This is a genomic window from Pseudomonas sp. NFACC24-1 (genome assembly GCF_900115235.1).
Classification (GTDB): Bacteria; Pseudomonadota; Gammaproteobacteria; order Pseudomonadales; family Pseudomonadaceae; genus Aquipseudomonas; species Aquipseudomonas fluorescens_AA.
Genome location: NZ_FOVS01000007.1, coordinates 173041 through 192152, shown reverse-complemented (window position 1 = coordinate 192152; position 19112 = coordinate 173041). Strand labels below are relative to the sequence as shown.

Annotated in this window: 17 protein-coding genes; 13 read left to right on the top strand and 4 right to left on the bottom strand. The window is 60.3% G+C overall.

All coding sequences use genetic code 11. From position 1 onward, the window contains the following. The first annotated feature begins 115 nt into the window (after positions 1–115). The 4 genes from BM317_RS09555 (at position 116) to guaA (ending at position 4965) form a co-directional block, all read left to right on the top strand. Positions 116–883 (top strand): sulfite exporter TauE/SafE family protein, encoded by a 768-nt coding sequence (locus BM317_RS09555; RefSeq protein ID WP_092165696.1) that lies wholly within the window; start codon positions 116–118, stop codon positions 881–883. A 66-nt stretch (positions 884–949) separates the two neighbouring features. Then, positions 950–1498 carry a sugar ABC transporter ATPase gene (locus BM317_RS09550; protein WP_072408104.1) on the top strand — a complete coding sequence of 183 codons (549 nt, stop codon included), beginning with the start codon at positions 950–952 and terminating at the stop codon, positions 1496–1498. A gap of 294 nt (positions 1499–1792) precedes the next feature. Continuing rightward, on the top strand, positions 1793–3262 hold the full coding sequence (gene guaB, locus BM317_RS09545; protein ID WP_060739079.1) for an IMP dehydrogenase: 1470 nt from the start codon (positions 1793–1795) through the stop codon (positions 3260–3262). A gap of 125 nt (positions 3263–3387) precedes the next feature. Further along, on the top strand, positions 3388–4965 hold the full coding sequence (gene guaA, locus BM317_RS09540) for a glutamine-hydrolyzing GMP synthase (RefSeq protein WP_045155136.1): 1578 nt from the start codon (positions 3388–3390) through the stop codon (positions 4963–4965). Positions 4966–5460: 495 nt separating this feature from the next. Here guaA and BM317_RS09535 read toward each other — a convergent pair whose 3' ends face one another. Next, a complete protein-coding gene (locus BM317_RS09535; RefSeq protein ID WP_092165699.1) occupies positions 5461–5787 on the bottom strand; it encodes a hypothetical protein in 327 nt (108 codons plus the stop codon). Positions 5788–5998: 211 nt separating this feature from the next. After that, positions 5999–6910, bottom strand: coding sequence for a LysR family transcriptional regulator (locus tag BM317_RS09530; RefSeq protein WP_092165701.1), 912 nt, complete (start codon positions 6908–6910; stop codon positions 5999–6001). 101 nt (positions 6911–7011) lie between these two features. Between BM317_RS09530 and BM317_RS09525 the strand changes: the two genes are divergently transcribed. Further along, positions 7012–7338, top strand: coding sequence for a nuclear transport factor 2 family protein (locus BM317_RS09525; protein WP_092165703.1), 327 nt, complete (start codon positions 7012–7014; stop codon positions 7336–7338). Further along, positions 7335–8117 carry an SDR family oxidoreductase gene (locus BM317_RS09520; RefSeq protein ID WP_092474085.1) on the top strand — a complete coding sequence of 261 codons (783 nt, stop codon included), beginning with the start codon at positions 7335–7337 and terminating at the stop codon, positions 8115–8117. The genes BM317_RS09525 and BM317_RS09520 overlap by 4 nt, the downstream gene beginning before the upstream one ends. A 142-nt stretch (positions 8118–8259) precedes the next feature. Here the strand turns inward: BM317_RS09520 and BM317_RS09515 are convergent, their stop codons facing one another. Further along, positions 8260–8871, bottom strand: coding sequence for a TetR/AcrR family transcriptional regulator (locus BM317_RS09515; protein ID WP_092474083.1), 612 nt, complete (start codon positions 8869–8871; stop codon positions 8260–8262). Positions 8872–8975: 104 nt separating this feature from the next. On the opposite strand from BM317_RS09515, the gene BM317_RS09510 reads away from it, so the two are divergent. The 3 genes from BM317_RS09510 to BM317_RS09500 all read left to right on the top strand — a co-directional run bounded on the left by BM317_RS09510 (position 8976) and on the right by BM317_RS09500 (position 10994). Further along, complete coding sequence (locus tag BM317_RS09510; RefSeq protein ID WP_092165709.1) at positions 8976–9890, top strand: SDR family oxidoreductase; 915 nt, start codon at positions 8976–8978, stop codon at positions 9888–9890. Between the two features lie 299 nt (positions 9891–10189). Continuing rightward, entirely contained in the window at positions 10190–10465 is a 276-nt protein-coding gene (locus BM317_RS09505) for a hypothetical protein (RefSeq protein ID WP_092474081.1), read from the top strand. 4 nt (positions 10466–10469) lie between these two features. Continuing rightward, positions 10470–10994, top strand: a complete 525-nt coding sequence (locus tag BM317_RS09500; protein ID WP_092165713.1) for a helix-turn-helix transcriptional regulator — start codon at positions 10470–10472, stop codon at positions 10992–10994. A gap of 38 nt (positions 10995–11032) precedes the next feature. Here BM317_RS09500 and treR read toward each other — a convergent pair whose 3' ends face one another. After that, on the bottom strand, positions 11033–11737 hold the full coding sequence (gene treR / locus BM317_RS09495; protein WP_092165715.1) for a trehalose operon repressor: 705 nt from the start codon (positions 11735–11737) through the stop codon (positions 11033–11035). 245 nt (positions 11738–11982) lie between these two features. Here treR and treP point away from each other — a divergent pair, with 245 nt between their 5' ends. The 4 genes from treP to ptsP all read left to right on the top strand — a co-directional run bounded on the left by treP (position 11983) and on the right by ptsP (position 19111). Further along, positions 11983–13425, top strand: a complete 1443-nt coding sequence (gene treP / locus BM317_RS09490) for a PTS system trehalose-specific EIIBC component (protein ID WP_092165717.1) — start codon at positions 11983–11985, stop codon at positions 13423–13425. Between the two features lie 70 nt (positions 13426–13495). Further along, positions 13496–15139, top strand: coding sequence for an alpha,alpha-phosphotrehalase (treC, locus tag BM317_RS09485; protein WP_092474079.1), 1644 nt, complete (start codon positions 13496–13498; stop codon positions 15137–15139). 142 nt (positions 15140–15281) lie between these two features. Further along, on the top strand, positions 15282–16505 hold the full coding sequence (locus BM317_RS09480; protein ID WP_092165721.1) for a maltoporin: 1224 nt from the start codon (positions 15282–15284) through the stop codon (positions 16503–16505). Positions 16506–16576: 71 nt separating this feature from the next. Next, on the top strand, positions 16577–19111 hold the full coding sequence (gene ptsP / locus BM317_RS09475) for a phosphoenolpyruvate--protein phosphotransferase (RefSeq protein ID WP_092474077.1): 2535 nt from the start codon (positions 16577–16579) through the stop codon (positions 19109–19111). Position 19112 lies beyond the last annotated feature (1 nt).

Here is a 19112-nt window from a genome sequence, read left to right as displayed (position 1 = left end):
GGTCCAGTGTGGGAGCGAGCTTGCTCGCGATAGCGATAGGCCGGTCACCACAAATGCTGGATATGCCCCGACACATCTGGCTAAAGTCCCCGCTTCGTCATCAAGGAAGTGCCGGATGAATCTTCTGTCGTGGTTGGGCCAGTGGGCATTTGCCCCCATGCAATGGCTGGCGATCGGCTCGGCCATTACCCTGGCCTATATCGTGTTCGGCATCGCCGGGTTCGGCACGGCGCTGGTGGCCGCGCCCATCCTGCTGCTGTTCATGCCCTTGTCGAAGATCATCCCGCTGCTGGTCCTGCTGGATTTTGTCGCGGCCTTCGGCAACCTGTTGCCATCGCGTAGGGACGTGTCCCGGCCAGAGCTACTGCGGTTGCTGCCGTGCATGGCACTGGGCTGCACCCTGGGAGTGATTTTCCTGCTTAACCTCAAGTCCGATCTGTTGTTGCTGTTGATGGGGCTGTTCATCAGCAGCTATGCCATCTATAGCCTGTTGATAAAAACCCGGCCGACGCAGTTGTCATCGCGGTGGGCGTTTCCGATGGGCACGGTGGGCGGGATGTTCGGGGCGTTGTTTGGCAGTGGCGGCTTTTTATATGCCATTTACTTGAATAGCCGCCTGCCCAAGGACCCGGCCCGGGCCACGCAAAGTGCCTTGATCAGTTGCAGCACGGTGGTGCGCTTGAGCCTGTTTATCGTCGCCGGTGTGTATGCCGAGCTACCCTTGCTGGTACTGGCGCTGTGTTTGTTGCCGGCCATGGCGCTGGGGCTGTGGGTGGGTCGTCGCCTGACCATGAGGTTGTCGCGCGAGGCGTTCGTGCGCTTGGTGACCTGGCTGGTGCTCGCCAGTGGCATTGCCTTGATCGGGCGTTACCTGAGTGCTTGACCTGGCTTGGCCAGGGATTAAGCTGCCGGCCTTTATTCGCCCCCATGGGAACCTCCAGGCCTCGTCATGAATTCGCAAAGCATCATCGTCCCGAAAATTTCCACCCTGCCGGTCCACGAGCCCCGGGCCCGGGCGATCGTGCGCTGGCTGGTGCGCAAAAATATCGTCGAAGAACAACTGACCACCTGCGGGCGCACCGGCAATCGCATGGCCCACGCCATCGCCCCCGGTGCCCGCGACGTGGTAATGCACCCCGAAGCCTTGCCGTTCGGCGAAGCGATCAATGGCCTGGAGATCATTACCAAGCGCTGCATCTATACGCCGGCCAAGGGCTTTCTCGAAGAAGCCGGTTGCGCCGAGTGCCGCAAGGAAGTCGGCGAAGCGTTGTTCGAAAGCCTGGAAGACTGGATGCCAGCGCGCACCGACAACTTCACCTGCCCCGAATGCGGCCATGAAGATGACATCAATGGTTTTCTGTTCCTGCAGCCGTGCGGCTTTTCCAACCTGGGGTTCATCTTCAATAACTGGCTGGAGGCGGGGTTCAAGCAGGACTTTCTCGATGAGTTCGCCGATTGGCTCGATCAGCCGGTGAGTTGGGTGCGGGTGGAGTTGTAGATAGGCAGGCTGGAGATTGCTTTCGTGGCGAGGGGATTTATCCCCGCTGGGGCGCGAAGCGGCCCTAAACCCAGGCTATGCGGTACATCAGGCATATTGAGTCGACTGCTTTGGGACTGCTGCGCAGTCCAGCGGGGATAAATCCCCTCGCCACAGGATCAGGAGTGCTCCAGAGATTGTAGTGATTAGCCCCGTCAATCAGCCCGCCAATAATAGACAGAGTTTTACATTGAGCCAGACGGGGTCCATGAGTATAATGGCGCGCTTCCATTTTCCCGCTCGGGAGCCCCCGCGATGCTGCGTATCAGCCAAGAAGCTCTGACCTTCGACGACATTCTCCTAGTGCCCGGTTATTCCGAAGTACTGCCTAACGAAGTCAGTCTCAAAACCCGTCTCACCCGTGGCATCGAACTGAATATCCCCCTGGTTTCCGCCGCCATGGACACCGTGACCGAAGCCCGTCTGGCCATTGCCATGGCCCAGGAAGGCGGTATCGGTATCATCCACAAGAACATGACCATCGAACAGCAGGCCGCCGAAGTGCGCAAGGTCAAGCGGTTCGAGGCTGGCGTGGTCAAGGATCCGATCACCATCGAGGCTGACGCCACGGTCCGGGATCTGTTCGAACTGACCCGCATGCACAACATCTCCGGCGTTCCGGTACTGCACGATGGCGACCTGGTCGGCATCGTCACCTCCCGCGACGTACGTTTCGAGAACCGTCTCGATGCTTCCGTCCGCCAAGTGATGACGCCCAAAGAGCGCCTGGTCACGGTCAAGGAAGGCACCAACAAGGACGAAGTCCGCGAGTTGCTGCACAAGCACCGTATCGAGCGTGTGCTGATCGTCGACGACAAATTCGCCCTCAAGGGCATGATGACCGTCAACGACATCGAAAAAGCCAAGGCCTACCCGCTGGCGAGCAAGGACGACCAGGGTCGTCTGCGCGTCGGCGCTGCGGTCGGCACCGGCAAGGACACCGGCGACCGCGTCGCCGCCCTGGTCAATGCCGGCGTTGACGTGGTGGTGGTCGACACCGCCCACGGTCACTCCAAAGGCGTGATCGACCGCGTTCGCTGGGTCAAGCAGAACTTCCCTGACGTGCAGGTGATCGGCGGCAACATCGCCACCGGCGAAGCCGCCAAGGCCCTGGCCGAAGCCGGTGCCGACGCGGTCAAGGTCGGTATCGGTCCTGGCTCGATCTGCACCACCCGTATCGTCGCCGGTGTCGGCGTGCCGCAGATCAGCGCCATCGCCAACGTTGCCGCCGCCCTTGAAGGCACAGGCGTGCCGTTGATCGCCGACGGCGGTATCCGCTTCTCCGGTGACCTGTCCAAGGCCATCGTCGCCGGTGCCTACTGCGTGATGATGGGTTCGATGTTCGCCGGTACCGAAGAAGCGCCGGGCGAGATCGAGCTGTTCCAGGGCCGTAGCTACAAGGCTTATCGCGGCATGGGTTCGCTGGGCGCCATGTCCCAGGCCCAGGGCTCTTCCGACCGTTACTTCCAGGACTCCTCCGCGGGTGCCGAGAAGCTGGTGCCGGAAGGCATCGAAGGTCGCGTGCCGTACAAAGGCACCCTGAGCGCCATCATCCATCAACTGATGGGCGGCCTGCGTTCCTCCATGGGCTACACCGGCAGCGCCGACATCGAAGAGATGCGTACCAAGCCGGAATTCGTGCGCATCACCGGCGCCGGCATGGCCGAGTCCCATGTCCACGACGTGCAGATCACCAAGGAAGCGCCGAACTATCGGGTCGGCTGATGCCGACAGCTATAAGCCACAAGTTATAAGCTGCAGGCGGGGCTGTGTTCATACAGCTACCGCGCAGCTTCCGATTACTTGCAGCTTGCAGCTTGAAGCTTGCAACTGCTTTATAGAGTTTTCCCATGGCCCTCGACATTCACGCTCACCGCATCCTGATCCTCGACTTCGGTTCCCAGTACACCCAGCTGATCGCCCGCCGCGTGCGTGAAATCGGCGTGTACTGCGAACTGCATCCGTTCGACATGGATGACGAAGCGATTCGCGAATTCGCTCCGAAAGGCGTCATCCTCGCCGGCGGCCCTGAGTCCGTGCACGAAGCCGACAGCCCGCGCTGCCCGCAAGCCGTGTTCGACCTGGGCGTGCCGGTCTTCGGTATCTGCTACGGCATGCAGACCATGGCTGAACAGCTGGGCGGCAAGGTCGAAGGTTCGGACCTGCGTGAGTTCGGTTATGCCCGCGTCGACGTGGTCGGCAAGAGCCGCCTGCTGGACGGTATCGAAGACCACGTCGACGCCGACGGCCTGTTCGGCCTGGACGTGTGGATGAGCCACGGTGACAAGGTCACCAAGATGCCGGAAGACTTCCACATCCTGGCCAGCACCCCGAGCTGCCCGATTGCCGGCATGTTCAACGATGATCGCCGTTACTACGGCGTGCAGTTCCACCCTGAAGTGACCCACACCAAGCAGGGCGGCCGCATCCTGTCGCGTTTCATCCTCGACATCTGTGGGTGCGAAGCCCTGTGGACCCCGTCGAAAATCGCTGAAGACGCCATCGCTCAGGTCCGTGCCCAGGTCGGCACCGACAACGTGCTGCTGGGCCTGTCCGGCGGTGTGGACTCCTCGGTGGTTGCCGCATTGCTGCACAAGGCCATTGGCGACCAACTGACCTGCGTCTTCGTCGACAACGGCCTGCTGCGCCTGCACGAAGGCGAGCAAGTGATGGCCATGTTCGCCGAGAACATGGGCGTCAAGGTGATCCGCGCCAATGCCGAAGAGCAGTTCCTGAACAACCTGGCCGGCGAGTCCGACCCGGAGAAGAAGCGCAAGATCATCGGCCGCACCTTCATCGACGTGTTCGATGCCGAATCCTGCAAGCTGGACAACATCAAGTACCTGGCCCAGGGCACCATCTACCCTGACGTAATCGAGTCGGCCGGCGCCAAGAGCGGCAAGGCCCACGTGATCAAGTCCCACCACAATGTCGGCGGCCTGCCAGAGGAAATGAACCTCAAGCTGGTCGAGCCGCTGCGCGAATTGTTCAAGGACGAAGTGCGTCGCCTCGGTCTCGAACTGGGCCTGCCCTACGACATGGTCTACCGCCACCCCTTCCCGGGCCCGGGCCTGGGCGTGCGGATCCTCGGTGAAGTGAAGAAGGAATACGCCGACCTGCTGCGTCGCGCCGACCACATCTTCATCGAAGAACTGCGCAAGGCCGACTGGTACCACAAGGTCAGCCAGGCGTTCGTGGTGTTCCAACCGGTGAAATCGGTGGGCGTGGTCGGCGATGGCCGTCGTTACGCCTGGGTCGTGGCCCTGCGTGCCGTGGAAACCATCGACTTCATGACCGCTCGCTGGGCACACCTGCCGTACGAGCTGCTGGAAACCGTTTCCGGGCGCATCATCAACGAAATCGAAGGCATCTCCCGCGTCACGTATGACGTGTCGAGCAAGCCGCCGGCGACGATTGAGTGGGAATGATCCTGCGTCCGGCACTGACCGGCACGATCTAGCAAACCAATGCCCTGAAGCTCGCGTAATTGCGGGCTTTTGGCTTTTTTGGCCTGGCAAGTTCTGGCCGCTTTGTGCATCGCCGAGACGGTGTTTATGCGGTGTGGTACGGGGCATTGACTGAGCCAAATGCCCATGCCTAGCGCTCGATACCATGTCGCCTTAGCAGGCAAGGGCATGGTATCAAATCTCATGACAAGCCCGGTTTCATTGGGTTTTATCATTGTGCGCGAGTGCTTTTCCAAGCAGGGTATTTTTTACATGGAATCCGATTGATTGCCATGTTGACCGATACCAAGCCTATTTAGCGAACAGCACATTAGTCTAATAAAAATCAAAAAATTCAAGTTATGAAAAATCATAACTCGAAATCACTTCTCTCTAGGAAGCCAAGAGCAACTCTATATAAGGAGTAGAACTCAACTAAATATTCAAGAGGCTCTTGGTATACACTGTCTTTAAAAATCAACCACCGAATGGAGTAGCACTAACTGGTGGCTGACCTTTTTTAGCACAGGATGGTGGGTTGGTCATGCCAAAGGTCAAGAGGTTCCCGCCGTTGATAATGCAATTAAACTGTTGATTATCTTTGGACTTCAACGCGGCGAACGTATTGGTTCCTTCCGTCCGGCGGCTTACCAAAGTCAGCTCCTCAGGAGAATACCCTAGGGCCCCGCCAGCCTGGGATTTTATTTGGTCATCAGTGAGTATATTAGTTTTGCTAGCGATGACATTACATCCAGCTAGTGCCACCAAAACAGAAACCGCTGCAACAAGTTTTAATTTTGTCATGGTTTTCTCATTTTTTTAGGGTGAATTAGAATCCTGTCAGTAGTTTAGAATTAAGCCTCGCATAGAAACCATAGTGTAAATGTGCTATGGCCAAATCGTGGAGCTTGCCCTTTAGAAGCGGAAATGCGCATGCTGCTGCCACCTCTTTTGTGCTGGAAGCCATAGCCCACTCCGTGGTGTTTGCCGACGCTATGGCGACCCTTCCTGAGGCCTAGCGCCGATCGAACGGTTTTCGATCCAGGAGACAGTCGATGAACGCCCCGAGGAGGGCTGGTCGATGCTGGCGGCTCGGATAGTAGAGGAACAACCCCGGGCGCGAAATCGACCAGTCCGGCAGGACCTGGACCAGCCGTCCCTGGGTCAAGAGCTCGCCCACGCCATCTCGCTCGAAGTGATAGGCAATGCCGAGCCCGTTCAGCGCAGCAGCAATGCCGATGTCAGCATGATTGGTGACGACGGGGCCGTCCACCGCCACTTCGAGCCGCTGCCCTCGTTTCTTGAACTCCCAGCGATATTGCCTGCCGTCCATCTGGAGCCGCCAGTTGATGCATGTATGGTTATGCAAATCGGCAGGTGACTTGGGGGTTCCTCTACGCGCGATATAGTCCGGGGAGGCCACGGCCACCATGTTCAGGTCCGGCGTGAGGCGCACGGCAACCATGTCTTTCTCGAGCTGCCCACCTACGCGGATGCCCGCATCAAAGCGGCCAGAGACAATATCGGCGAGCGCGTCGTCGACCACGATGTCGAGAACCACGTCAGGGTGTGCTTGATGGAAGCGTGAAAGCCGGGGCGCGATGATGGTCCGCGCTGCGATCCCCAGCGTGTTGATGCGAAGCGTGCCGCTCATCTGCCCTGTCGCCTCACTGGCTTGGGCGACTGCAGCAGCCATCTCCCGAAACAAAGGCGCTATGCGCCTGTAGAGCAGTTCGCCACTGGCCGATGGCGCGACGCTTCGAGTTGTGCGATTCAGAAGGCGAGCGCCGATGCGGCCTTCGAGCTGCCGGATGGTCTGGCTGAGTGCCGACGGCGATAGGCCCAAATGCTCTGCAGCTCGGGCAAAGCTTTGGCGCTCCACGACGGCTACGAAGGCCTTCAGTTCAGCGAAGTCGGATCCACGCATTCTGTATCGTTTCCTAAGTAAGCTATAAAGATTCTAGTGTATTCACTGAATTCAGGTAGACGCGCATCCTAAGGCCTTCGCTGACCCCATGGAGCCAAAACTTGAATACCTTGACCCTCCCTGAGCCTATTGCCGCGTACTTCGCGGCGCAACACAACCCCGACGCCTTGGCGCGTTGCTTCACCGCGCAAGCCGTCATGAAGGACGACGGCCGTACCTACACGGGCGTCGACGCCATCAAGGCCTTTATGGCCGAGGCATCGGCCAAGTACAGCGCGACGAGCGTGCCGTTCGCCATTGAGGGAGAGGACGGCTTTCAAGTTGTCCGCGCCAACGTCACCGGCAACTTCCCTGGCAGCCCGATCGTTCTGTCCTACCGCTTTCGCCTTGAACGCGGCCTGATCGCATCGCTGGAGATCACGGCATGAGCTTCGACCTTCATCTGAATGGCCTGCGGACATTGGTCACCGGCGGCACGCTGGGCCTTGGCGCTGCCGTCGTGAAAACCCTTGTGGAGGCCGGCGCTCGGGTGGCGACATCCGCGCGCACCTTGCCAGCGGAGCCGGTGGAGGGCGTCAACTACGTGGCTGCCGATCTGTCGACGGCGCAAGGTGCGAATCATCTTGCTCAGACCGTCCTGCAGGACTGGGGCGGCGTCGATATCCTGATCAACGTGCTCGGCGGTTCGCACACTCCCGGTGGCGGTTTCGCCGCGATCAGTGATGAGCACTGGTTCGCCGAGCTGAACCTGAACTTGATGCCTGCCGTACGCCTGGATCGTGCGTTGCTGCCAGCGATGCTGGCTCAGGGCTCCGGCGTCATCATCCACGTCAGCTCCATCCAGCGCGTGCTGCCTTTGCCCGAGTCCACCACCGCCTACGCCGCAGCCAAGGGGGCCCTCACGACCTACAGCAAGTCTCTGGCGAGAGAGGTGACGCCGAAGGGCGTTCGCGTGCTGAGCGTTGCGCCGGGCTGGATTGAGACCGAGGCTTCCGTAGCGTTTGCGCAGCGGATGGCGGCGGACGCCGGAACGGATTACGAGGGCGGCAAGAAAATCGTCATGGATTGGCTGGGAGGAATTCCAGTAGGTCGACCGGCCACACCACAAGAGGTGGCCGATTTGATCGCGTTCCTGGCGTCCCCGCGGTCCGCTTCGATCGCAGGGACCGAGTATCGGATCGACGGCGGCACCGTTCCGACAGTTTAGCCAACAGCCGCGACTGGCTGAACACTGGCCGCGTGACCTCGCAGCATGGCCCCGGCGTACGCCGAGGCTTTTCCCGAACCGGACGCGGCAGTTCTGTCGCGTCCGGTATCAATGTCCACCCGCAAACGCCCCGTCGCTACAGTCAAAGCTCTGTTCTCAAACTGTCAAAGGCGTCCTGCAGGAACTTGGCCACCGGCTTTCGCTGGCCAGTCTGATCCCGCCACGCCTGAAGCGCGAGTCTCATCGCACCGACGGACACCACGGCCACCATCCGAAGGGCCAACCGCCGCTCAGGTTGCCGCCAGACCTCGCACAGCGTGTTGAACAGCGCTTGTTCCTGTTGCGCGTAGTACGCCTGCTTGCGCGCAAGCAGCGATTCGCTCGAACGCATGAGATTGTCCACGGCTGTCATCTGCTCGGTCGTATAGCGCGCGATGTGCTTGACCATCACATCGCGAACAGCATCGAGTGGCGGTACGTCGGGCGATGTCTTCAGCAGATCGGCAATCAACCTGGCCGAATCGGCGTCCTGCCAGAACAAGATGATGTCGTCCTTCGATTTGAAGTACGAGAAAAACGTGCGGCGCGAGATGCCAGCCGCTGCCGCGATGGTGTCCAGCGTTGTGCCGTCGTAACCGTTGGCGAGGAACAAGCGCTGGCCGGCCTCGGCGATGCGCTGGCGTGTTTCGCGGCGTTTGCGTTCCCGCAAGCCTTCTGTGGGGGCTTCACCTGCGGGAGGGAAGGTTTCTGACATTCGATGGCCTATTGCATTGTTGCACTGAGTGCATTAAGTTTTAGCACTAGGTGCATATTTATATGCACCTAGTGTGCATTTCAACTTCTCGGCAGGCAAGCATCATGACCCACTGGACAGTTTCCGACATCCCTTCCCAACGCGGCCGTACGGCGGTCGTCACCGGTACTGGCGGCCTTGGATTCCAAGACGCGCTGGCGTTGGCCCGTGCCGGTGCGAATGTCATCATCGCCGGTCGAAATCCGTCGAAAGGCGCCGCAGCAGTCGATCAGATTCGCCAAAGTGTTCCCGGCGCGAATGTGACTTTCGCGGCACTGGATCTCGCCAGCCTCGAATCCATCGAGGCGTTTGGCGAGAGCCTGCGGAGTTCGCGCGACAGCCTGGACTTGCTGATCAACAACGCGGCTGTGATGGCGCCGCCGAAGCGTGAGGTGACTTGCGACGGATTCGAGTTGCAGTTCGGCACGAACTACCTGGGTCACTTCGCCTTGACTGCCCAACTGCTGCCGCTGCTGCGCAAGGGCAACAAGCCACGGGTGGTCAGTCTTTCAAGCGTCGCCGCCCGAAGTGGCACGATCAACTTCGATGATCTGCAAGCTCAGCGCAGCTACAAGCCGATGCCGGTTTACAGCCAATCGAAACTCGCTTGCCTGATGTTCGCCCTTGAATTGCAACGCCGCAGCGATGCTGCTGGCTGGGGCATCCAGAGCGTCGCTGCCCATCCGGGCATTTCGCGCACCGATCTGTTGCCCAATGGCGCCGGTGCATGGAGCGTTCCGGGTATGGCTCGTCGCTACATGTGGTTCCTGTTCCAGCCGGCAGCGCAGGGGGCGTTGCCGACCCTCTTCGCCGCGACCTCACCGCAGGCTCAAGGCGGTGTCTATTACGGCCCGGACAGGCTCAGCGAAATACGCGGCTATCCGGCCATTGCCAAGGTTCCTGCGCAAGCACTGGACACGAGCGTCGCTGCGAGGCTGTGGGTTGAGTCGCAAGGGCTTACGGAAGCGGTCTTTCGGTAAACCAGCCGTGCATAAATACATTGCCTATGCTTCGCGACTGCCAATCGCGCCTACATACCGTGGCAGTGTTGGGAGGGTGGTGCCGTCACCTTTCGCTACGATTACCCGCCTTGGAGCGCACCAGGAAGCGCTTATCATCGGCTGCAGCCCTATGGGTATTTCACCGGCATGGTTCACGGAGACTTGTCGCATGCCGATCAATTTTGGCTTTCTGAGACGTTGCCGAGTGCGGCTGTTCGAAAGAAGGGAAGGTTGTCATTTGACAACTCTGCGGGTCGTGCGAATACTGGAGATCACGGATGATTCGTCCAACGCACCCGAAGAAAGAGATCGAAGACGCGCTCAGGCATGCCGAAGGGCGCGGGTGGCGCATAGAAGTTGGCGGCGGTCACGCCTGGGGACGGGTTTATTGCCCGTACAACGACGTGGAGTGCCGTTGTGGCGAGTTCTGCATCACATCGATATGGAGCACGCCGAAGAATCCTGGCAACCATGCGCGAGCGTTGCGACGCGTCGTGGACAATTGCTCGACGCATCGCAATCGGCGCGATGCGGATTACGATGCTAAGGAATAGAACAATGGAATTTACCTTTACCTTGAAATATCAGCTTGCTGACGATGGCTGCGCGCTGGATGAACTGGTCGAGCGGCTGGGTGAAGCGGGCTGCGACGATGCCTTGGTAGGCATCGGGCAGCCGGGGCGGCTGGCGCTTGAGTTCACTCGCGATGCGCCTGATGCGGTTGAGGCTGTGCTTAGTGCACTGGGCGACGTTCGCCGCGCCGTGCCATCGGCCAGACTGATCGAGGTAGCGCCTGATTTAGTCGGGCTGACCGACGTAGCCGAGATCGTCGGTGTATCTCGGCAAAACATGCGCAAGCTGATGTTGGCTCATCCGGGCAGCTTCCCGACGCCCGTGCACGAGGGGAGTGCGTCTATCTGGCACTTGGCAGACGTTCTGACCTGGCTACAGGCCAAGGGCAGCTATTCGCTGACCAAGAACGTGTTGGACGTGGCCCAGGTGGCCTTGCAGGTCAACGTTGCGAAAGAAGGCCGGCGGTTACCGGGCTTGCCTTTCAAGGGGCTGGAAGCTTTGGTTGGGTGACATGCTTGTGGCGTCGCTGACCGGGGATTCACACGACTTCAGCGCCGCGCCACATCCGAAAAATAAAACTTATCCAGGGTGTGCCGTGATTCGGTGTACTCGAACTGTCGGCCGTCCTGGAGAAAGGTCTGGTTGCTGACCACGATGACGTGGCTTTGGCCGTCGAGGTCCAGGTGTTGCTGGTCGTCCTTGCCGCAGCGAACCGCTTCGATGGTGCGCTGGGCATAGGCGATTTGCAGCAGCAGGGTCTGTTCGATGAAGGCGTAGATCGAGCGCTCGGCGATGTCGCGGGTCAGGCCGGGGATCACATCGCTGACGAAATGGTTGATGTCCAGGATCACCCGTTTGCCGTCGATTCGTCGTACCCGCTTGATGCGCGTCACCTGGCTGCCGGCGGGTGCCTTGATGTGCTCGAGCAGGGCACCTTCCAGGGGCATCTGGCTGAATTCGACCACATCGGTGCTGACGTCGTCGCCCAGGCGCGGGTACGTCTCCTGGAAGCTGACGATGCCGCCGAGCTGGAATTCGATGGGGGAGGTCGACAGCACGAAGGTGCCCTTGCCGTGGATCTTCTGGGCAAAACCACGTTCCTGAAGCTGTTCGATGGCCTTGCGCACGGTGCCTCGACTGGCCTGGTAGCTGTCCATCAGTTCGGTTTCCGAAGGCAAGCGGGCGCCACGCTCCAGGCGTTCGGTGGTAATGCTGGTCAGCAGATCGTTGTAGATCCGGTTGTATTTACTCATGGAGAGGGCTCTGTACCGCGCTGTTCACCGGGGCGGAACCTTAAGGGCCAAGTGGGGGATTTGTCCATTCGGCTGTCATTATTTGATGAGAGGAGCGTAGGACGCTTCCCGTTTTGTCAGGGGGCATCATAAACAATTTCAAGACTCGTCTGTACGAGTTGTTGATTTAACTCGTACAGACGAGTACTTTCCCTTCCACGTGCTGTCGACTCTCAATAACAAGAATGACGCGGAAGAAAAAAAGCATGAGCCACGACTACTCCAAAATCGCCAGTGAGCTGCTGCAAAGCCTCGGTGGCGTCGACAATATCGAGCAAGCAGCCCATTGCGTGACGCGCCTGCGCCTGTCCCTCAAGGACGCCGCCCGGGTGAACAGCGCCACGCTGAACCAGGTCGACCTGGTCAAGGGCTCGTTTTTTACCGGCGGGCTGTTCCAGGTAGTCATCGGCCCGGGCGAAGTGGAAAAGGTCTACGCCGCCCTGCGGGAGCTGACGGGCCTGGCCGCCGCGACCATTGCCGACGTCAAGCGCCAGGGCGCGCAGAAGGGCAACGGCATGCAGCGCCTGGTACGGGTGCTTTCCGACGTGTTCATGCCGATCCTGCCCGCCTTGGTGATCGCCGGCCTATTGATGGGCGTCAACAATCTGCTGGGGGCCAAGGGCATGTTCATTGCCGGCCAGACGTTGCTCGACGCGTATCCGAACCTGGACGGTGTCTGGAGCCTGATCAACCTGATGGCCAACACCTCCTTCGTCTTTCTGCCGGCCCTGGTGGGATGGTCGGCGGCCAAGCGTTTTGGCGGCAGTGAAATTCTCGGCATCGTGCTGGGCCTGATGCTGGTTCACCCGGACCTGCTCAACGCCTGGAACTACGGCAAGGCCGTGGCGGGGCTGGACGGCCAGAGCCTGCCCTATTTCGATATCTTCGGCTGGTTCCGGATCGAAAAAGTCGGCTACCAAGGGCAGATCCTGCCGATCCTGCTGGCGGCCTATGTCATGAGCGTGATCGAGAAGTGGTTGCGTGCCAGGGTGCCCAACGCCATCCAGCTGCTGGTGATTCCCATCACCACCATTGTGGTCACCGGGGTGCTGGCCCTCGCCATCATCGGGCCGGTTACCCGGCACCTCGGGATCCTGATCACCGAAGGCATGGTGGCGCTGTTCGACCTGGCGCCGGTGATTGGCGGGGTGATTTTCGGCCTGCTCTATGCGCCGCTGGTAGTCACCGGCATGCACCACATGTTCCTGGCGGTGGACCTTCAGTTGATCTCGACCCAGGGCGGGACCTTTATCTGGCCAATGATCGTCATGTCCAACCTGGCCCAGGGTAGCGCGGCGCTGGCGGTGTTCTACATGACCCGCAATGCCCGGGACAAGAGCATGGCGTCCACCTCGGCGATTTCCGCTTACTTCGGCATCACGGAACCGGCGATGTTCGGGGTCAACCTGCGCTACAAATTCCCCTTTTATTGCGCCTTGGCCGGTTCGGCCCTGGGCTGCATTTTCCTCTCGTTGAACAAGATCAAGGCCTCAGCCATTGGCGTGGGGGGCTTGCCGGGTTTCATTTCGATCATTCCCGACGCCATACCCATGTTCGTGATCGGCATGGTCATCGCCATGAGCGTGCCCTTTGCCCTGACCTGCGCGTTGAGCATGAAGATCGTCCGGCCCGGGTATCGCGTCGCCTGACCTCCATATAGCCGGGCTGCCTGCAATGAAACCTGCGGGCCAGCACCCAACAGATTGAAGGAATCTCGCCATGCAAGACTGGCAACGCTCAGTGATCTACCAGATTTATCCAAAGAGTTTCTACAGCCACGGCGGCCAGGCCACCGGTGATTTGCTGGGCGTCGTGGACAAGCTCGACTACCTGCACTGGCTGGGAGTCGATTACCTGTGGCTCACCCCGTTCCTGCGTTCCCCGCAACGGGACAACGGCTACGACATCAGCGATTACTACACCATTGACCCCAGCTACGGCACCATGGCCGATTGCGAGTTGTTGATCGCCGAAGCCAACAGGCGCGACATCAAGCTGATGCTCGATATCGTCGTCAACCACACGTCCATCGAGCATCCCTGGTTCCAGGCTGCTCGCAGCAGCCTCGACAACCCGTACCGCGATTTCTATATCTGGCGCGACCAGCCCAACAGTTGGGAATCCAAATTCGGTGGTTCTGCCTGGGAGTACGAAGCACAGACCGGCCAGTATTACTTGCACCTGTTCGACCACACTCAGGCCGATCTGAATTGGGACAACCCGCAGGTGCGCGCCGAAGTGTTCAAGATGATGCGCTTCTGGCGGGACAAGGGCGTGGGGGGCTTCCGTCTCGATGTGATCAACCTGATCTCCAAGCCGGCCGACTTTCCTGACGATCACACCGATGGCCGACGTTTCTATACCGATGGCCCGAACGTACACCGCTATCTGCAGGACATGCACCGGGAAGTCTTCGAAGGCTTCGACCTGATCAACGTTGGCGAGATGTCGTCCACCAACCTTGAGCACTGCGTTCGTTACTCGTGCCCGGAATCACGGGAGTTGTCGATGACCTTCAACTTCCATCATTTGAAAGTGGATTACCCGAACCTGCAAAAGTGGGTGCGGGCCGACTTCGACTTTTTAGAGCTCAAGCGCATTTTGTCCGACTGGCAGACCGGCATGCAGGCCGGTGGCGGCTGGAACGCACTGTTCTGGTGTAACCATGATCAGCCGCGGGTGGTGTCGCGTTTCGGGCAAGACGGAAAGTATCGGGTGGTCTCGGCGAAGATGCTTGCTACCGCGTTGCACTTTCTCCAAGGCACGCCTTTCGTGTACCAGGGCGAGGAGCTGGGGATGACCAATCCGGGCTTCGATCACATCGATCAGTACCGCGATGTGGAAACCCTGAACATCTACCGCCTCAAGCGCAACGCCGGAGTGCTTGAAGCCGAGGCCATGGCGCCGATCATGCAAAAGTCCCGGGACAACGGGCGCACGCCGATGCAATGGACTGCCGGGCCGAACACGGGTTTCAGCCGTGCCGAACCCTGGATCGACGTACCCGCCAACGCGGCCTTCATCAATGTCGAGCAGCAACTGCAAGACCCGACCTCGGTACTGCATTACTACCGTCGCTTGATTGCCCTGCGTCGCAGCGAAGCCTTGATCCAGGACGGGGTCTATCGCCTGCTGCTGCCCGAGCATCCCCAGGTGTGGGCGTACCTGCGCGAAGGGCAGGGCGAACGCCTGCTGGTCGTCAGCCACTTTTACGGTGGCGACTGCGAAGTCCAGTTGCCCGAAGGGATTCTCTCCGGCGACACGAAGCAACGCTGGGTGATCGGCAACTACGACCGCCAACACCGTGAGCGACGATTGTTCCTACGCCCCTACGAGTCGTTCGTGCTGCACCTGAGCGACTGAATAAACGTCATTTCTGACCCAGGCATTGCCTGATAGCGATCACGTTGCGCTCGACGCACCGTGTGCCCTTTATCGCCCATTCGTTGGCGGGCGAAGGACGATTGAAGTGCATCAAAAAACAATAAAAAAGAAGGAGCGGCATATGAAAACAACAATAAATCGTGGACTTGCGGTGTCTTGTATCTGCCTGGCGTTGCCATTCCCGGCCCAGGCCTTGGAGTTCTCCGGCTACCTGCGCAGTGGCGTCGGCAGCGCCACCAATGGCCGCTCCCAATCCTGTTTCCAGTTGCCCGGGGCACAAAGCAAATACCGATTGGGCAACGAGTGCGAACAATATGGCGAACTGGAGCTGCGCCAGGATCTTTTCACCCTCGACGACGGTTCGGTACTGAGCGTGGATGGCATGGCGTCGCTGTACAACCGCTACGACCGCACGCCGACGTTCCAGGGCGAAAACGGCGCGGCGCGGATGCCGCAGATGTATGCCCAGTGGTCGAACATGCCCAGCCTGAACGGAGGCTCGCTATGGGCCGGTCGGCGTTACTACAAGCGTAACGACATCCATATTTCCGATTTCTACTACTGGAACCAGAGCGCCACTGGGGCCGGAATCGAGGATGTGTTGATCGGCGGGCTGAAATACAGCTACGCCTTTTCGCGCAAGGACAACCTGTACCAGAAAGACCCAGTCAACCGGCATGATTTCAACGTGGGCGGCTTCGATACCAACCCCGGTGGCGAGCTGGAGTTCGGCGTAAGCTTCATCGATCAGGCGAATCGTCGTGATGCCCATCGCGGCTGGGCCTTGACCGCCCAGCATGTGCAGCAGGACTTCCTGGGTGGCAAGAATAAACTGGCCTTGCAATACGGTGAGGGGCCCGGCACCGGACTGGGTTATACCGGCGATACCGGACTGGACGACAGCAACAAGAGCTATCGTCTGGTGGAGTTTTTCGATTGGCAGGTCACGCCGCGTTTCGGCGGGCAAGTGCAGGCGGTGTACCAGAAGGACATTCGCCCTGATGGCGCCGATCAGGACTGGCTGTCGTTGGGGGTTCGGCCGGCCTATGCCATCACCGATCAGTTCAAGTTGGTGGCGGAACTGGGCCATGACCAAGTGCAGGCCAGCGATGGAACACGCAAGCTGAGCAAATTCACCTTTGCCCCTACCTGGTCGCCCAAGGGCCCGGAATTCTGGGCCCGCCCGGAAATACGACTGTATTACACCTACGCCAGCTGGAACGCGGCGGCCCAGCGCGCAGCCAATGAACTGGCGGCCGGTTCGGCGCTGTCCGACACCGGCGCATTTGGCGGCACGCGGCATGGTTCCAACGTGGGCGTGCAGGTTGAGTACTGGTGGAAATGACCCGTGTGACGCGGGTCGGTGGATGCGCTCTGCCCGCGATGCCAAAAGAACAGACAGCAGCAGGTGAAGTCATGAACACAACGCAACCTTTGCAATTGCTCGCACCGTTGTCCGGGGTCTTGATGCCCTTGGACAACGTGCCTGATCCGGTCTTTTCCAACCGTGTCGTGGGGGATGGAATCTGTATCGATCCGACTTCGCAGACCCTTTGTGCGCCGCTCTCCGGTGTCGTCGGCACGCTCCAGGACAGCGCCCACGCAGTGAGTGTCACCAGTGACAACGGTGTTCAGGTGTTGATGCACATCGGCCTGGACACGGTGAACCTGGCGGGCAAGGGCTTTACTTCCCGAGTAGAAATAGGTCAACGAGTCGAGGTCGGGCAACCGCTGATCGATTTCGATGCCGACTACATCGCCTTGCACGCGCGCAGTCTATTGACGTTGATGCTGGTGGTCACTGGCGAAGACTTCAGCCTGATACCGGCCCAGTCGTCCTGGGTGGAAAGCGGTCAGCCGTTGCTGCAGGTGAGTCAAGGGACGCCAGGGCAGGACACGCAGACGCAACAGGGCTCGGTGCTGTTTTCCAAGCCGCTGATCCTGCCTAATGACAGCGGTCTGCATGCGCGTCCCGCTGCGGTGTTCGCCCAGGCGGCCAAAGGCTTTGATGCGAACATCTGCCTGCACAAACAGCAGGCCAGCGCCAATGCCAAATCCCTGGTGGCGATCATGGCGTTGCAGACGGTCAAGGGCGACAGTTTGCAGCTCAGTGCCGCCGGTCCACAGGCCGAACAGGCGCTCGAGGCACTGACGCAACTATTGTTGGCGGGCTGCGGTGAATCCGTCCAGGCGCAGCCGACGCCAGAAGTGCCCATGTGCGTCGAATCGCCCACGCCTGAGCGCTGGCAAGGCGTGTGTGCCTCGCCGGGCTCGGTGTCGGGTGTGGTGGTGCAGATCGCGACCCATACGTTGGAAGTGCAAGAGCCAGGCGCGGGAATCGAGACCGAGCAGGCCCTTCTGGACCAGGCGTTGAACCAGGCGAACCAGGCATTGAAGGCGTTGCAGAGCGAGAGTGCAGGCAGTGTCCAGGCCCAGATTTTTGCCGCGCATCAGGAGCTGCTGGAAGACCCCACCTTGCTGGAGCAGGCTCGGGATTTGATCGTCGAAGGCAAGAGTGCGGCCTTTGCCTGGAAAACCGCGACCGAGGCGACCGCCACGCAGTTCCAGCAGTCGGGCAGTGTCCTGCTGGCCGAGCGCGCGATGGATCTGTCCGATGTCGGGCATCGGGTCCTTAAGCTGATCCTCGGCGTACGGGACCACGCCTGGGATCTGCCCGAGCAGTCGATCCTGGTGACCGCGCAGTTGACGCCGTCCCAGACCGCCAACCTGGACACCTCGCGAATCGCCGGTTTCGTCACGGTGGGTGGCGGTGCTACCAGCCATGTGGCGATCCTGGCCCGTGCGCTGGGCCTGCCGTCGTTGTGTGGCGTGCCTGAGCAGGTATTGACCCTCGCCAACGGCACCCCGGTGTTGCTGGATGCCGACAGCGGAGAACTGCATTTGAATCCAGACGCGGCGCGGATTGAGCAACTCCAGGCCTCCCGTGACCGACAGTTGCGACGGCAGCGGCGCGACCTCGAGCAATCGGCCCTGGCGGCCCGTACCCTTGACGGTCATCGAGTCGAGATCACTGCCAATGTCGGCTCGCTTCGGGACGTGGAGCAGGCCATGACCCTGGGGGGCGATGGGGTGGGGCTGTTGCGCTCCGAACTGCTTTACCTGGATCGCGCCCACCCACCGGGACACGACGAGCAAGCGCTCCTGTATGGCGCCGTCGCCCGGGCCCTGGGAGCTGAGCGTAATCTGGTGGTGCGTACCCTGGACGTGGGCGGGGACAAGCCGCTGGCCTATGTGCCGATGGCCCACGAGGCCAATCCGTTCCTGGGCATGCGTGGTATTCGCCTGTGCCTGGAGCGACCTCAGTTATTGCGCGAACAGTTCCGGGCAATTCTCGCCTGTTCGGGGCTGACGCGGCTGCACATCATGCTGCCAATGGTCACGCAGCTGTCGGAGTTGCGGCTGGTGCGGCAGATGTTGGACGAAGAGGTGCGCAACCTGGGCCTGCCGCAAGCGCCGAAGCTGGGCATCATGATCGAAGTGCCGGCGGCGGCGCTGATGGCCGACCTGTTTGCTCCCGAAGTGGATTTCTTCTCCATCGGGACCAACGACTTGACCCAGTACACCTTGGCCATGGACCGCGACCACCCGCGCTTGGCCAGCCAGGCCGATGGCCTGCATCCGTCGGTGCTGCGCCTGATCGCCCGGACGGTCGAGGCCGCTCACGCCCATGGCAAATGGGTCGGAGTGTGTGGCGCGCTGGCATCGGAAACCTTGGCGGTACCGGTGTTGCTGGGGCTTGGCGTGGATGAGCTATCGGTCAGCGTGCCGCTGATTCCGGCCATCAAGGCCTGCGTGCGTGAATGGGATCTGAGCGAATGCCGCACGCTGGCCCAACAGGCCTTGGCCCAGGAAAGCGCCGAGCAAGTGCGCGATCTCTTGCGTATTCATTCACCCACGGCCAGTCCGGCCACCCTGGCCATGGAGAATTGAA